We start from the raw sequence: 15,895 nt of genomic DNA, 5'->3' as shown, positions 1-15,895 counted from the left end.
GCTCGTCCGCGTCTCAGGCAGCCTCGTAGCTCATCCGGAGCAACGGCTCAGCGCGACTTCTCGTCGTGCAGTGCCAGGTCGAGGACGGTGTAGACCAGACGCCACTGGTCGTCCATGGCGAGAGCGACCGTGATGCCCTGGTGGCGGACCGTGGTGGTGTGGACGTAGGAGCGGTCGATGTAGACCTTGAGCAGATGCTGTTCGCCGGGCAAAGCGTCTCCTCGTGCAGGCGGTGCTGCGGTAGCGAAAGGGCGTCTGACCTGCGCCGCTGCCCTGCCGCGAGCGCGGACACACGATTCCCGGCGCGTGATCCAACGTCAAGGTGCCCCATCCGGACAACGGCCGGAAACTGGCTGCCCGCCCGGGGGCTCCTTCGGCGCCGATTACCCTCAAAAGTGGCCTATAAGCGACTGTTGACGGTATGTGTGTGCGTCGATAAAGCTTCTGGCCGGACCGATTCGAGGAGCCATCCATGTCGGGGCATGTCATCGACGCGTTCTTCACTGTCACCGATGAGAAGGAGGGGCTCAGGATCGGCTACGCCGTGCAGGGCGGCCGGATCGCCCGCTGGGACTGGACCGGGAAGCGGATGTACGACGTCGACGCGGTGCCGCTCGCACAGCGCTGGCCGCAGCTGCCGGAGGCATTCCGGCAGGGAATCGACGCCGCCCTCACCACGCAGGCGGACAACCCCTGGACGTGGGTGTTCCGGGGCCCGCAGTGCCTGATGCTCAATCCGCTGGACGGCTCCGTCGCCCAGGTCAGCACCATCGCCGCCCGCTTTCCCGGGTTACCGGCCGCCTTCGCTCAGGGCATCGACGCGGCCCTGCCCGCCCCCGGCGTCGGGGCGGGCGTCAACGAGGTGTACTTCTTCAGCGGCTCCCAGTGCGTCCGCTACGACCTGCGCGTACCGGCGCCGGTCGAGGTGAAGACCATCGCCCAGGTGTGGACCGGACTGACCGCTAAGGCGCCGGAGTTCGCCCACGGGCTCGGCGCGGCGACGGTGGATCCTGGCACCGGGAAGTGCTACCTCTTCCGGGGCGGCGACTACACCGAGGGCACGCTGGCCGACACGACCATCCGCGAGAACGCGGCCGCGGTGGGCAACGCGGCGTGGCCCGGACTGCTGCCGGCATTCACCCGCGGCCATGTGATCATCTGGGCAGACGGTAGGCCGGTCGCCCTCGACCTGGAGACCGGGCAGAGCGAACAGGTGCCGACCGGTGTCCTCGCCGGGGCGCCGGTCACCAGCCCGGACGGCCGCTACCTGTACCTGACCTACAACGATCGGTTTTCCTGCTACGACATGGCCACCGCGCAGGTCCGCTGGCACAGCACTCGCGTGACGGACGGGAGGCGCGCTGTCTTCAGCCGGGACGGCGGCCGTATGTACTTCGTGTCCAAGAGCACCTGGAAGCTCAATGTCGTCGATCCGGCCGGACCGGATCTGGTAGCCGAGATCGGCCTGCACGACTACGACGGCACGAGGGAAGGGGAGGCGAACGACTTGGACGGCGACGGTCCCGCGACCCGGTCCACGCCGCCCGATGAGGCTCAGGAGAACGGGCAGCCCCTCTCGGAGTTCCTCCCGGGCTGGCAGGACGCGCCACCTGTGGCGCTCTCCCCGGACGGTGCCATGGCATACGTCGGATTCCACTTCCGCAGGTTGGGCGACGACATCTACCGCATCCTCGAAGTCGACCTGGAGCAGCGGAAGGTACTGCAGACCTTTCACCTCCTCGACGCCGGTGCGCCTCTCGACGTGGCGATCGACGCGGGCGGGCGGATCGCCCATGTCGCCCAGGAGCGCGGCACGTGCGCGATCGATCTGTACACCGGCGCCATCGCCTGGCAGGACGTGCTCCCACCGTGCCGGGCGATGAAGCTCACGCCCGACGGCGGTGAACTGTGGTGTCTGCCCGCCGCAGACCGGGGCGGCGTGCTGGTCGCCGCCTCGGACGGCCATACCGTCCTGCGGCGCATTTCGCTCGGCGCAGGTAACGGCCTCGGCACCGGCTTGGATCTTGAATTCAACCACTTCGGGACATACGCCTTCGTCCTGCTGGGACCCGGAGGAGTGGCGGTGGTCGACGTCGCCGCCCGCCGGACGACCGTCAACCACTACGTCTCCTTCCCGTACCTCGGCCCCCGGTTCGCCTACACCACCTACTGAACAAGCGCCCCAGCCACCCCACCCCCTTGACCCGTACTGCAGAGGGAGTTCCGTCGTGCCCGAGGCCCCGCCCGTCATCGATGCCTTCTTCACCGTCACGGAGAACGGCCGGGAAACCGGTTTCGTCACCCGGGGCGGACGCGCCGCCCGGTTCGACTGGGACACGGGCCGGATGGCGGACGGCGCCCGTCCGCTGGAGCGGATGTGGCCCGCGCTGCCGGCCGCGTTCCGCTCCGGGTTCGACGCGGTGCTGGTCACCGCCGACCCGTGGTCGATGGTTTTCCGCGGCGCGCAGTGCCTGCTACTGAACCCGCTGGACGGCTCCGTCGCCGAGGTCAGCACCATCGCCGCCCGTCTGCCGGGGCTGCCGCAGCCGTTTCCGCAAGGTATCGACGCGGCCCTGGCGAGTGGTGCGGGGCAGGAGGTGTACCTCTTCGCGGGCGATCAGTGCGCCCGCTACGACCTGCGCGCCATGAACGTGGTGGAGGTGGCGCCGCTGGAGCGGATGTGGCCCGGACTCGCCCAGCACGCGCCGGCGTTCACCGCCGGGATCGACGCCGCCGTCAGCCGTCCCTCCCAGGGCGCCTTCCACTTCTTCCACGCTGCCGATTCCACCCGGGGGACGCTCGCTACCCGCACGGTCACCGAGACCGCCCGGCCCGTGGACGACACGACCTGGCCCGGTCTGGTACCGACGTTCGCCCCCGGCTTCGCCTATGTGCAGGTCGGCCGAAACATCGATGTGATCGACCTGGAAAGCGACCGGGATGTCGAAACCCTGGACATCAACCCGCACAGCGACTCGACCACCGCCCTGCAGGTGAGTCCGGACGGGCGGCTGCTGTACGTATGGACCCACACGCAGCGTCTGTGCCTGGACACCACCACTCGCCGGATCGTTGCCGACCTGCCCTTCGCAAGCGGCGAATCCCCGGCATGCGGAGTCACGTTCAGCGCCGGGGCGTCGCTGGTGCACGGCGCCACGAAGAACTGGGAGCAGGGCAAGCTCTATCTGGACACCTTCCGGGCCGGTACCACGGAACGCACCCAGCGCGTCGAACTTCGCGCCCAGGACCTGCGTGCCGCGCTGTCCGCGCAGGACGACGGCGCCGATCTGAAGGCCAGTGGCATCGGGGCCGACATGGGCTCGGCCGTGGCCTCTCCCGACGACCGGTTCGTGTACCTCGGCGTGGATCTCGACGGCCGGGGAGCGGTCGTCGAGGTGGACGTGCGGGCCGGCCGGCTGCGCCAGGCGTTCCGCATGCCTGCGGGCAACGCGTTTACCATCGCCCTTTCCCCGGACGGCGTCCATCTGCACGCCGCAGGCCGGGAAGGCGTCTGCACCTTCGACGTCCGGAACGGGGCGGTCGTCCGCCAGGGTGTGCTTCCCGGCTGCACGGCGCTGGCTGTCTCGCGCGGCGGCGACGGTCTGTACTGCCTGCCCTGGGACTGGGACACCAAGGAGGGCCTGCTCATCGCCGACCCGCTCAGCCATGCCGTCCGCCGCCGCATCCCGGTCGGCGGCTCGGGCGGCCCCGGCCACCCGCATGCCATCGCCTTCGACTACGCGGGCACGTTCGCCTTCCTCAGCGAAGAACACGCCAACGCCGTGGTGATCGTCGACACCGAGACGTACGACATGGTGCGGGCCATCCCGACGCGCGACGGCCAGCGCCCGATGAGCATCGCCGTCGGCCCGTACTGACCCGCGACCGGACCCGCCACCACTACCTCGACCCCGTAGACCCGGACCGGCCCCCACGGGGCCAAGGGGGAACGATCAACGTGACCATGGCCGCACCCGAACGCGTCACCCTCCGCGAGATGCTGGAGGAGATCGAATCAGTCGACCTGGAGCTCCCCGACGAGCTCGTCCCGTACCTGGAGAACGTCCACTTCTACGACGGACTGCCCGGCCGGGACAAGCTGATCACGGCCCAGTTCCCGGGATATCTCGACCAGCCGGGCGGCCCCAATCCGGTCGACGCCGTGTTCCTCAAGACGTACAGCCTCGGTACCGAAAAGATCAGTGCCTTCATTCTCAGCGTGCGGGTCGGGTTTGACGGCTCCACTCTTCCGCTAGTTGGCGAGGGCATTCCGGAAGGTGCCCTCACCTTCCCGCTGCTGCGCGTGCTGTACATCTCCCAGCAGTTCGACACGGCCCAGACCGACCATCTGAACACTCTGCTCGCCGAGTACGGTCTCGCCGAGCCCGTCTTCCCCCGGCCCAACGCGACGTCCGACAACGTATGGGAGAAAGGCGTCACTGCCGTCGTCACCTGGAAGGTCGACGGCGGCGAGATGCCGGGGATCGCCATCCGCTCAGACAAGGAGAAGAAGGAGGAGGAGCCGCCGGAGCCCGACAAGGAAGTCGCCCTGCCCGGGCTTCCCCTGTCGTACGGGCCGCTGGAGATCGCGGCCCTGAAGCGGGGCAAGGACAAGAAGGGCCTTCGCCTCTACTTCACCGGGGAAATCCGCATCGCCGGCTCGGTGTTCGCGCTCGACGGCCTCGGGCTGGTCATCCCGCTCAAGATGGGAATGAGGCCCCAGCCACAGCTGGCCGGTGCCTCGCTCGCGCTGCGCCGCAGCGCGCCGCCGATGGCCATCGACGCGGCGCTGCGCTGGGCGGGCGGCAAGGACGACGAGATCGCCGGCGGGCTGATGGGCCTGGTCAGGGTAACCACACCGATGGTGGAGATCATGGGTGCGGGCGCCTTCGCGCGGGCCACGGCTGGGTACAACACCGTGTTCCTCTATCTGGAGGCGTTGCTGGCGGGCGGACGGTCACTGTTCGGGCCACCACCGTTCACCGTCACCGGCCTGTCCGGCGGCTTCGGCTTCAACAGCCGGGTGGTCCCGCCCGAAATCCACCGGCTGCCCGACTTTCCGCTGATCGGGCGGCTCAACGCCGCCCCGGCCCTGCCCGGCGCGCCCGCGCCGGAGCCTCCCGATCCGATGGACATGCTCGACCGGCTCGCCGGGCCGAACGGCTGGGTGCGGCCCGAGGAGGGCTCGTACTGGGTGGCCGTCGGCGTGCGGTTCACCTCCTTCCGGTTCATCGAGACGCAGGCTCTCGCGCTCATCGAGTTCGGGAACCGGCTCAACCTGATGCTGCTGGGCCGTACGTCCATCAGCCTGCCGAAGAACACCGTCCCCGGGGCGAAGGAGCACGCGCGGCTCAACATCGACCTGCGGCTGGCCTATCTCTCCGACCGCGACCTGCTCGCCCTGGACGTGGCGGTCGGCGAGGGCTCGTACATCTTCGACCCGGGCTGCCGGCTCACCGGCGGAATCGCCCTGTACGTCTGGACGGGCGGCGACAGCGCCGGTGACTTCGTCATCAGCCTGGGCGGCTACCACCCGCAGTTCGCGAAGCCGCCCCACTATCCGGTGCCCGCCCGCCTCGGGCTGGAGTGGAACCCGTGCGGCCGGGTCACCGTCCGCGCCACCGGCTACACGGCGCTCACCCCGGGCGCCGTGATGTTCGGCGGAGCGCTCGTCGCCCGCTACGAGAAGGGCGCGGTGAGCGCCTGGTTCACGGCCCATCTGGACGCGCTCATCCAGTGGAAGCCGTTCTACCTCGACCTCGCCCTGGGCATCTCGATCGGGGTGGCCGCCACGATCAAGATCCCGATCGTGAAGATCAAGGTACGGGTGTCCTTGGAACTCGGCATCGACCTGCAACTGTGGACCCCGCCCATGGGCGGCCGGGTCACCCTCAAGGTGTGGTTCATCTCCCTCTCCTTCGACTTCGGCTCCTCCCGCAAGGGCGCCCCTCCCGTGCCGTGGGGCGATTTCCAGACGCAGCTGCCCGCGCCGGTGCGGACCAAGACGGAGAAAGGCGCCCTGCTGGACGTCGACCCGGAGGAGACTGCGGCACGCAGCGCGGCGCGGGCTCCGCTGCTGGTCTCCCCGGACGGCTTCGTGTTCTCCACGGAATCCGCGCTGCCCGCCTCCCAGGTTCTGGTCAACGGTGTGGAGTACGCCACCGGGGACCCCGTGGACATCCGGCCGATGCGCCGGAGCGGGGTCACCTCCAAGCACCTGGTGCGGATCCAGCGGGGCGTCGGGAATCCCGAGGACTTCGACCCGAAGTACAACGAGTGGGACGTCACCGTGATCCGCCGTGGGCTTCCCCGCTCCCTGTGGGGCAGCCCCTTGGAGGATCCGGAGGCGGGGAGGGACGAGCCCGGCCTGGTGCCCGACCTGATCACCGGTCTGCGCTTCGAGGTGCCCTCGCCCGAGCTCGTCGAGGGACTCGGCCCGGTCAGTTCCCGATCCCTCGGCTTCGACCCCTTGCGGAACGGCGTGATCCCGCTGCGGAACGCCGATCCCGCCGGGCCGGCCCCGCGTGACGAGGACGACACCATCACCGTGATCGCCGAAACCCTCGACGCCGCGGAGACCGTCGCCGGGCGCGCCGCCGTCCTCACGGCCCTGGGCCGGCTGGGCGTCTCGCCCGGCGCGGACGCGGACTCGCCGCTCACGGCCTACGCGGCCCTGGCCACGCGCACCATGACCAGCGTGCCGATGGCCGTCCACGCCGCCTGATCCCCCACCCCCTCACCCACCTCGGAGGTGACCACCGTGCGGGAGACCGACGGTCCAGAGCTCCATGTCTTCTTCCATGACCACCTCATCCCGCACGCGGGCGCCGGCGTCTACACGGTGGTCGCCACCCATGAGCTGTACGACGAGAACGGCGACCGCCTGGACACCGCGCCCCCGCTGCCGGTCAGTGAGCAGGCGTTCGAGGTCCGTCCGGCCCGGTTCGTCCTGGACGACGGCTCCGTGCACGCCTACTACCCGCCGGAGGGCAGCTCCGGCTCGTACGACAACGTGCTGCCGCACATCACCCTGACCCGGGCCGTCCTGCCCTGGGACCGGGAGCTGACACCCAATTCCCGGTCGCGCGCCCACGCGCCGTGGATCGCGCTGCTGGTCTTCCGCCAGGGTGAACTGCCCGACGACCCCGGCGCGCTCGGCGAGACCGTGACGCGCACCGTCGGGGAACTGCGGGTCACCGCTGATTCCGGCGTCATCGGCCCCGCCCTGCGCTGGCCGCTTCCGGCGGACGTCGAGGCGAGCAAGTGCCGGACCATCGACGTGCCAGCCGAGGTGTTCCGCGCGGTGGCGCCCTGGCAGGACGAGATGTACTACCTCGCGCACGTGAGGGACGTGAAGCCACCCGAGAGCCGCGCCGGGGAGGAGAAGATCGCCGAGGGCCGGTACGCGGTCGTCACCGCCAACCGGTTCCCCCGCGTCCCGGGCCGGTACGTGGCCCACCTGGTATCCCTGGAGGGTTACGAGCCGCATCTGACGCCCGACCCGCCCGCCGGGCACGACACCGTACGGCTGGTGTCCCTGCACGCGTGGTCCTTCCAGCACGACCCGTTCGGCGTGCTCGACACCGGCGCGCTGCTGAAGAAGCTCGTCGACCCGGGCCACCAGGACCCGGAGGGTGACGAGCAGCTCGCCCTCCGGCTCCCCGTGCCCCCGCCCGGCCAGGGCGAGGACGCGGCCACGGCGTACGCACGCCGCAGGCTCGCGCTGGGGCATGTCCCGGTGGCGTACCGCACCCTGTCCGGGGAGCTCACCTACGCCTGGTACCGGGGGCCGGCCGCTCCGGTCACCGCCCCCGAGGTCCCCGGCCAGGCGTTCGAACAGGGGCACACCACTTCCGACCACGCCCTGGTGTACGAGCGCGAGCACGGCCTGTTCGACGTGAGTTACGCGGCCGCGTGGACCCTCGGCCGTACCGCGGCGCTCGCCGATCCGTCCTTCGCCTCCGAGATGACGCGGGCGCGCCGGGAGCTGGCCAACCAGGCCGTGGTGATCCGGGCGACCGCCGGTGATCCGGCGCGCTCGCGCAGCGGCACCGGGCCCGGGGCGAGCGGGGTTCGGGGCCTCGGCGGGCTGCTGGAGCTCGCCGAACCGGCGGACGGACGCTCCCTCGCGGAGGCGTTCGCCGCGCCGCCCGACGACGAGGCGACCGAAGAGCCCTTCCCGGCCGAAACTCCGCGTCCCCGGCGTGACCGGGCCGCCGGGGAGGCCGCGCTCGTCTCCGCCCGCGCGGTGGAACTGCTGTCGGCGACGGCCGCGGGCTCGGCCCGCTCGCTCGCCGAGTGGCTGGACCGGCTCGCGCTGCTGCACGGCATCCCGTTCCACCACCTCGTCCCCGACGAGCGGATGCTGCCGGCCGAGTCGCTGCGCATGTTCCGCATCGACCGGGCGTGGCTCAAGGCCGTGGTCGCCGGAGCCTCCGACCTCGGGCTGCACACCACCACCGACCTCGACGTCGACCGGCATCTGCGCGCGGCGGTCGCGAGCCGCCGCACTCCCGGGCGGGAGCCCGAGGCCGGACTCCTGATCCGCTCCGCCCTGGTGCGGGCCTGGCCCGAATTCCTGCTCGCCGCGTACCTGAACGGGGAGAAGGTGACGATCCTGCGGCAGGACCGGCTCGCCGAGGACACCCTCATCGCGCTGTTCGACACGGTGCCCGACCGCGTGGACATCCTGGAACCGGGCCAGGGCATCCACTTCGGCATCGACGAAGGGGACGTCGTCTCCCTGCGCAGCATCGGCGGCGCGGACGCCCCGCCCCTGGGCGCACCCCTGGAGGCGTACTTCCCCGACCCCGAGGACCCGGACGCGGGCACCGTCTTCACCCGCTACCTGCGGTCCCGGCCCATCGGGGAGACCCCGGACGTGCTGCGGCTGCGCGGCGACGACGGTCTCGTGCCGGAGCTCGCCGGCGCGTTCGGCAGGGAGGGCGACGAGCGGGACCTCACCCCCGCCGAGTTCGCCGTGAACCTGGTCAACGCCCCGCAGTTGCAGCGGCTGACGCCAGGCGGCGCTCCGTACGTCCCGTCCGGTAGCGGCACCACGCCGGCAGCCCCCGTCCCCGCCACCGACCGGAGCCCCGCATGACCGAGTCCCCCCTCACTCCTCCCGTGGCACCGGACCTGATCGTCCCCGTGCAGCTGCACGCCCTGACCGTCAGCGAACCGGAGTCCGACCCCGGGTACTTCCAGCGCTTCGGGCCCAACTTCACCAAGATGCTTGAGGAGAAGAAGGCGGCCGAACCCGAGCCCGGCAGGGGCACCCAGGCCCCCGGTACCGGCGTCTATCTGCAGTGGCAGCTGCCCGAGGCGCTGGCCACGGCCCACTACGACCCGGACACCGAGGAGACGACCCTGCCCCTGGTGCCCAACCGGTGGCTGGTGGTCCGCCATCACCGGGTGCCTTCCGGCCGGCCCGGCGCCGGGGAGGTGCGGGCCGCCGCGTGGCTGATCCACAGCGACTACCTCGAGTACGCCCACTACGACAGCGCGCACGGACCCGGCGAAGCCGCCTTCCTGTCGGACGACCCGGAAACCGGCGCACAGCGTGAGGACTGGCTGGGCCGGGCCGTCGACCTGCGCGTCGAGGAGTGGCGGGAGCCCGACAACGCCCCGGACCTGTTCCTGACCGCCGCCGGCCCCGGCCTGCTGGCCTTCGCCGGCTTCCAGCCGTACCACCCGAACGTCTTCTCCTTCCACGACACCCTCAAGGACCTGGAGGGGTACGGGCACAACGAGCCCGCTCCCACCACCCTGAGCTACTGCGCGATCGGCTGGTACTCCGACGACGACGGGGACATCCTGCGCCGGGCCGCCGACATTCCCGGACTGCTGCCCCCGGTCGTCAACGGTCCCGCCGACGTGCTGCGCGCCCTGGGCTGGGCGCTGCCCGGCCTCACGGACCGCGACGACGACGGCGCTGATGCCGCCGAAGGACCGGCTCCCGGCCCGGTACGGACCGTGTACAGCGGCACCGCGCTCGGCATTCCCTGGGACTATTACGAGACGTACGCGTCGGCGCGGCCCAAGGACTACAAACCGAGGGTGGCCGTCGGGCACAGCACCGGCGACGCGTTCGCCGCGCTCACCCACCGCCGCACCCGGTCGGCCCGGACCGCCGGTCTGGTCAAGGCGCTCTACCACGGCTCCATCGACAGCCACGACCTCCCCGACGGCGCCGCCGAGCTGGAACGCGCCGCGCACACCGCGACGTTCGGCGCCGCGGCGGGCGGTACGACCTGGGTCCTCGTCCCCCGTCCGGGTGGTGGCGACGAGGGCCTCAACGGGCCCGTTCCCCCGCATCTGGTCGACCCGCCGGAGTGGCTGCACCAGCTCAACACAGACCAGCGGGAGTTCGACGCCCTCACCATCGAGCTGGCCGGGCTGCGCGAGCGGCTGCGCACCCTGTGGTGGCTGAAGGAGCTGCCGGGCGGCCACCCCGAGGGCTTCGACAGCGAGGCGGCCGCCCAGCTCGACCCGGAGGCCGACGGCAGCCCGGCCCGGCGGGCCGCGGCCGTCGCCCGGCGCCTCGCGGAGCTCGCCCTGGTCATTCCGCACGGCACCACCTCCGAGGAGGTCGAGGCCGCCATCGAGGGCTTCAGCCGGACCAAGCGCCTGCCGCCGGAGCTGGAACTGCGCCGCACCTTCGAGGAGTCGTACCACCGCACCAGCGACCCGGTGGTCGTCGTCGAGGGCGCCGGCGTCGGCGCACCCCTGACGCGCGACCCGGACGACCCGCTGCCCTGCCGCACGGTGGAGGGGCTCCTCGAGACGATCCGGGCGGGCGACGAGCAGTGGGCCCCGCCCGCCGCACTGCCCCCGCTGGACCTGGTCGAGGAGACCTCCCCGCTCGAACTGCCGGTGCTGCCCGCCCCCGGCCGGGCACTGCTCGCCGAGTTCGCCCTGCTGGACCGCGCCGCCCGCACCGCCGACCCGGACGAGCCGGGGCGCACCGTCCTGGACACCGCGCTCGCCGATCCGGAGCAGCGACTGACCGGCACACCCGCCGAGTACACGGCGGTGTGGATCCAACCCTGGCTGCCCATGTACCTCCAGTGGGACCTGCGCTACTGCCCCGCGCCCTATATGACAGGCGAGCGGGTCAACTGGACCTTCGACGGCGAGCGGTACACCTGGACGGGCGAGGGCGCGGACCCCGGCAACGGCCAGGACGGTCCCGAGTGGATCTCCTTCGCCAACCGGGCGTTCCTCACGCCCAGCGTGCCCCACGTGCTGGCCGCCCAGACGAAGCGGCTGGCCCGCACGTACGGGCAGGCCGGCGCGGCGGTGCTGTCCCGGCTGCGGGCCGGGCTCGGGAATCTGGACCTGCTGTCCCAGACGCTCGACGGTTTCAACGACCATCTGCTGATGCGGGACACCGGGGCCCGCCAGTTCACCCCGGACGACGTCCTCGCGCTGATCGGCGAGGCCGGGCACGTCGCCGCGCCGGGAACCCTGAACGACGACGCCCGCTTCCGGTTCCAGCCCCTGCGGGCCGGCCAGTTCTACTTCCGCGACCTGCGCATCATCGACCGCTTCGGCCGGTGCGCCGTCCTCACCGCGGTCGACGGCGAGGAGCATCTGAAGTTCAAGCCGGTGCGCAGCGCGGAGGCCACGCCGAGCGAGCCGCTCAGGGAGAACATCAACGCGCCCGCGCGGTTCGTCCAGCTGCCGCCGCGCCTGCTGCAGGAGGCCCGGACCCGGCTGCGCCTCACATCCGGGATGGACGGTCGTACGGCTTCCGCGCCGGCCGGACCGTCGGCGCTGTCCGGCTGGCTGCTCGTCAACCACCTCGACAAGACCCTGCTGGTGTACGGGCCCGGGGGCGAGCCCCTGGGCGAACTGCGGGTGATCCGCACCTCGCGGACCGAGCAGCGCACCGAGTGGACGCGCCTGCCGTCCTCCCCGTACGAGCACGCGTCGGACCTGGAAGCCCACCACCCGCACCTGGCCGGGATGGTCGCCGGGCTGCTCGGGCCCATCGGTCCCTTCCAGGCGCTGATGGCCACCATCAACGAGCGGCTCGGCGAGACGACGGACGCCGGCACCGGAGACACGGCCGTCCCCGCCCGGCTCGTCGGCCGCCCGGTCGCCGTCTACCGGGCCCGGATCGACCTGGAACTCAAGGGAGAACCGCTCACCAACCCCGGCTGGCACCACGCACTGGACCCGGAGCGGGAGGAGTACCCCGCCTACACCTGGCCGGTCCGGCTCGGCGACCCGTACCTGCTGACCGACGGACTCATCGGCTACTACGCTCCCGCCGACGGGTCGCCGGAGCGCGCCGACTACAGCACCCTGTACGTCACCGCGGAGAGGCCGGACGACCCCTATCTGACCTCGATCGGCAACGGGGCGTCGCTGGCGCTGCCGGCGCGAGAGCCCGGCAAGGAGGTCTCCCACCACATCACCGTCCTCGCCGACCCGCACAACCCCGTGCACGCCACCACCGGCATCCTGCCCGTGGTCGACCTCACCCTCCCCGCCGAACACGTCGAGACCGCGCTGCGCCGCATCCGGGCCGCCTTCCGGCTCGGCCCGCTGCTCGCCCCGGTCCGTACCCCGGCCGCTCCCGAGGAGGAGCGCCGCTCCGGCGACGGGGAGCACGAGGGACTCGTGATGATCCGGCCGGCCTCCTGGCACGGCGAGTGGACCTGGGCCGAACCGGAGGCGGAAGGCGGCGCCGTCCGCTGGACGGAGCGCCCGCTGCTCGCCGCCGACTCCGCGCCCCACCCCGACGACCCGGCACCGCAGGCCCGCGCCGGCTATCTGATGCTGCGCCCCGCCCTCGAGGAGGACCCCGCGTGACCCAGTACGCCCGCTCCCAGCAGGGCACCCTCCTCGACTACCGCTACAAGACCGTGCCGGCCACCGTCAACGTGAGTGACGGGGACGACGTACAGCCGCTCCGGCTGGAGGTGACCGTCAGCGGGCGGGCCGACGCGCACGCGCAGTGCGAGTGGGTCCGGATCACACTGCCGTACGGCGCGAAGGCCGAGGATCTCACGCTGACCGATCCGAAGGACCTGTGGACCAGTGCCGAGGGCGGGGACACCCCCGCGCACGGCGGCGGCTGGGAAGGCGACCCGCAGGCCGTGGAGAACGGACAGATCGTCATTCCCTTCACGCCCCGTCGCAAGCCCGTGCTGTTCAACGGCACCTTCGAGGTGACGCTGGTCGTCTCGTACATCGTGGTGAACGAGGCCCGCGGCATCGCCGAGATCGGCGTCACTGAGCGGACCCGGCCCAACGGGGCGGGCTCCTACGAGGAACGCCCGGCTCCGCCCTTCGTCGTCAAGAAGCACACCCCCGGGTTCTTCGTGGAGAACTTCCGCGCGTCGCACGCGTCCGTCGACAACGGCAAGTCCGTCACCCTGAAGTGGGACGGCAGCCGGGGCCCGACCTACGAGATCTACTGGGGCGAGGAGGGCTACGAGGACGTCACCAACCACGGGGGCAGCTGGGATTCCCCGTCCCTGACGAACACCACCGGCTTCATGCTGGTCGCCACCGACGCCGCCGACGGCTCGGCGCCGCTGATCCACGCGTTGACGACCGCCGTCACGGTCGAGCGCCCGCACCTCGTGGTCGGCGACCTGGAGGTGAACGGCGTCACCCGGATCCAGGGCGCCCGCGAGCGGGTGACCCTGCCCGCCGTGGGGTCCTCGCAGTACTACCGGGCCGGCACCGACGGGACACTGATCGGCTATCTCCAGGCGGCCAGCGGCGCGGCCGGCTCCGCCCTGGCCGCGACCGTCTACCGGGCCGAGACGAACGAGTACACGATGCGGTTCACGTCCGTGAACGAAAGCGGCGTGCCGCCGAAGGAAACGCCCGTCAGCGTCCCGGTGCCCGAAGGCGCGGAAGTACTGCTGTACTTCGGCGGGCAGACCGGCGACACCCTGGACCTGGTGTGGCTGCCGCAGGGCACGGGCACGTTCCAGGTGATCGACCGATGAGCGCCCCCCTGCTGTCCTACGCCCTGGAAACGGACCCCGACCCGTTCCCCGTGGGCGGCACCGCCACGCTGCGGCTGACCGCACGCGGCGGCGCACGGCCGGCATACTGCAAGCGGATCGTGGTGGCCGTGCCCACGGGAGCGGGCGCCGGCGAGCTCACCACGGCGCCGGGCTCGCTCGTCCCGGCGGTGACGGGCGGCGACGCGGCGGACCAGGGCGGCGGCTGGGACGTGGCCGTGACGACACCACCGGGAGAGGCGGTGTTCACCCTCACCCCCCGGGACGGCCGGGGCTGGCTCGCCGGCGTGACCCCGCTGACGTTCACACTCGGTCAGGTCCGGGTCAACACGGCGACCGGCACGGCACGACTGCGGATCACCGAGGAGACCTCCGCCGACGGCACGGCGTGGGCCAGCTCCGAGGCGGACCTTCCCGTGCCCAAATTCCCCGAGGGGTTCGTCTTCCGGGACCTGCGCGCGAAACGGCCCCATGTGAACAACGGGGACCGCGTCACCCTCACCTGGGAGGGCTCCCCCGCCACCTACACGATGGACTGGGGCCGCAGGCCCGTCGAGGTCACGGAGGACGGCACCTGGACCTCACCGTCGCTGCACAACACCACCGTCTTCCGGCTGGCGGCGACCCTGCCGGGCACCACCGCGGAACGGGTCCTGACCACGATGGTGACGGTGGCCCGCCCGCACCTCCGGGTCACCGACCTGCGGGCGGGCGGCCGGATCCGCAGGTTCGGGGCGAGCCGGCCCCTCGCCGCTCCCTCCCCCGGTGCCCCTGCACGCTACACGGCGCCCACCGACGGGGTACTGCTCGGCCACGTCCGGGCGCGCAACGGCGGAGAACCTGCCTCCCTCCGGGTCACGGTCCTCGCGGACGACACGCCCGTGTACGGGCAGCGGTTCGTGTCGGACAACCGGGACCGGGACCGGCTGCCCTCGGAGACCCCGTTCCATCTACCGGTGTCCGAAGGCTGCACGGTGGTCGTCTCCGCGGAGGGATCCGCGGACGACGACTTCGGCCTCACGTGGATGCCGTACGGCAACGGCCCGCTGGTGCCGCGGGAGTGACGGAGCCGGGGTGCGGCGCCCGGACTCGCGCGCCGCACCTCTCGTACCGCTGAGGTTTACCGGAGATCTCCATCGCGTGCGGTACGCCCCGCGATGTCCCTCTGTTTTACGGTCGTTGCCATGACAACCGCACTCGCTGGGGCTCGGACGGCTCCGATGGAGCGGGAGCTGGGATCCGCCCGGATATCGGTTCGACCCGCCGCGTCTCCACCGGAGCGAGAGCGCCGCAGGCCACTGCCCGGGACAGAAGCGATCACCACGTCCGAGCCCGTCAGGCAGCTGCGGCAGGAAGCCGGAGTAGCGGTCGGTGGTCGATGCCGCACTCGTCAAGCACGACGTCACCACGGACGGTCCGATTCACAGCTCGACCACGGAGCGCGATCTCCATACAGGCGTCGGCCAAAATAGGCGCCTGCAGGGCGAGTAGAGGACTGTCCAGCTACACAGAAGCCACCTCCCCACCCGGGGCACACGGCCCGGTACAGGAGGCGACTTCTGGATACTGACACCCACTCAGGAAAAATGCCTCCGTCGAGCGCCAAATGAACATCAGGATATCGCCCGTAACACCCATGGCGCACATCATGCACACCGACAAATTTGCAGGTCAGGAGCCCTTCGCGGCCGGTTCAAGGATCGCGACGCACTCCATGTGGTGGGTCACAAGAAACAGATCTACGCAAAACAGGTGGAAGGAAACCGCAGGTCAGCACCACGTGCGGCGTGCATCGGATGCATGAGCGGTGTGCCTTACGGGCACTACGCGCGGATTTCGATGCATACCTATAACTCGAACGGGCTGATCGCCGACTTCTCGAGACCAACGGCCTCGTCAAGCCG

The 15,895-nt window shown here is 71.3% G+C and carries 8 protein-coding genes; 7 read left to right on the top strand and 1 reads right to left on the bottom strand.

From position 1 onward, the window contains the following. Positions 1-47 precede the first annotated feature (47 nt). Entirely contained in the window at positions 48-212 is a 165-nt protein-coding gene (locus OHA65_RS31790; protein ID WP_328764359.1) for a hypothetical protein, read from the bottom strand. A gap of 260 nt (positions 213-472) precedes the next feature. On the opposite strand from OHA65_RS31790, the gene OHA65_RS31785 reads away from it, so the two are divergent. From OHA65_RS31785 to OHA65_RS31755, 7 genes are all read left to right on the top strand, one after another. Then, a complete protein-coding gene (locus OHA65_RS31785; RefSeq protein WP_405762938.1) occupies positions 473-2,173 on the top strand; it encodes a hypothetical protein in 1,701 nt (566 codons plus the stop codon). A gap of 55 nt (positions 2,174-2,228) precedes the next feature. Beyond that, the gene (locus OHA65_RS31780) at positions 2,229-3,878 is read left to right on the top strand and encodes a hemopexin repeat-containing protein (RefSeq protein WP_327279589.1); all 1,650 of its coding nucleotides are present in this window, start codon (positions 2,229-2,231) and stop codon (positions 3,876-3,878) included. 86 nt (positions 3,879-3,964) lie between these two features. Next, the gene (locus tag OHA65_RS31775) at positions 3,965-6,724 is read left to right on the top strand and encodes a DUF6603 domain-containing protein (RefSeq protein ID WP_405763468.1); all 2,760 of its coding nucleotides are present in this window, start codon (positions 3,965-3,967) and stop codon (positions 6,722-6,724) included. Positions 6,725-6,760: 36 nt separating this feature from the next. Further along, positions 6,761-9,103 (top strand): hypothetical protein, encoded by a 2,343-nt coding sequence (locus OHA65_RS31770; RefSeq protein ID WP_327279587.1) that lies wholly within the window; start codon positions 6,761-6,763, stop codon positions 9,101-9,103. Beyond that, positions 9,100-12,822, top strand: a complete 3,723-nt coding sequence (locus OHA65_RS31765) for a hypothetical protein (RefSeq protein WP_405762935.1) — start codon at positions 9,100-9,102, stop codon at positions 12,820-12,822. The genes OHA65_RS31770 and OHA65_RS31765 overlap by 4 nt, the downstream gene beginning before the upstream one ends. Beyond that, a complete protein-coding gene (locus OHA65_RS31760) occupies positions 12,819-13,973 on the top strand; it encodes a hypothetical protein (RefSeq protein WP_405762933.1) in 1,155 nt (384 codons plus the stop codon). The genes OHA65_RS31765 and OHA65_RS31760 overlap by 4 nt, the downstream gene beginning before the upstream one ends. Further along, complete coding sequence (locus OHA65_RS31755) at positions 13,970-15,055, top strand: hypothetical protein (protein WP_327279584.1); 1,086 nt, start codon at positions 13,970-13,972, stop codon at positions 15,053-15,055. The genes OHA65_RS31760 and OHA65_RS31755 overlap by 4 nt, the downstream gene beginning before the upstream one ends. The last annotated feature ends 840 nt before the right edge of the window (positions 15,056-15,895 follow it).

Origin of the sequence: Streptomyces sp. NBC_00045, from assembly GCF_045041095.1 — a bacterium.
Lineage (GTDB): Bacteria > Actinomycetota > Actinomycetes > Streptomycetales > Streptomycetaceae > Streptomyces.
This window is presented reverse-complemented; position numbering and strand designations above follow the sequence as displayed.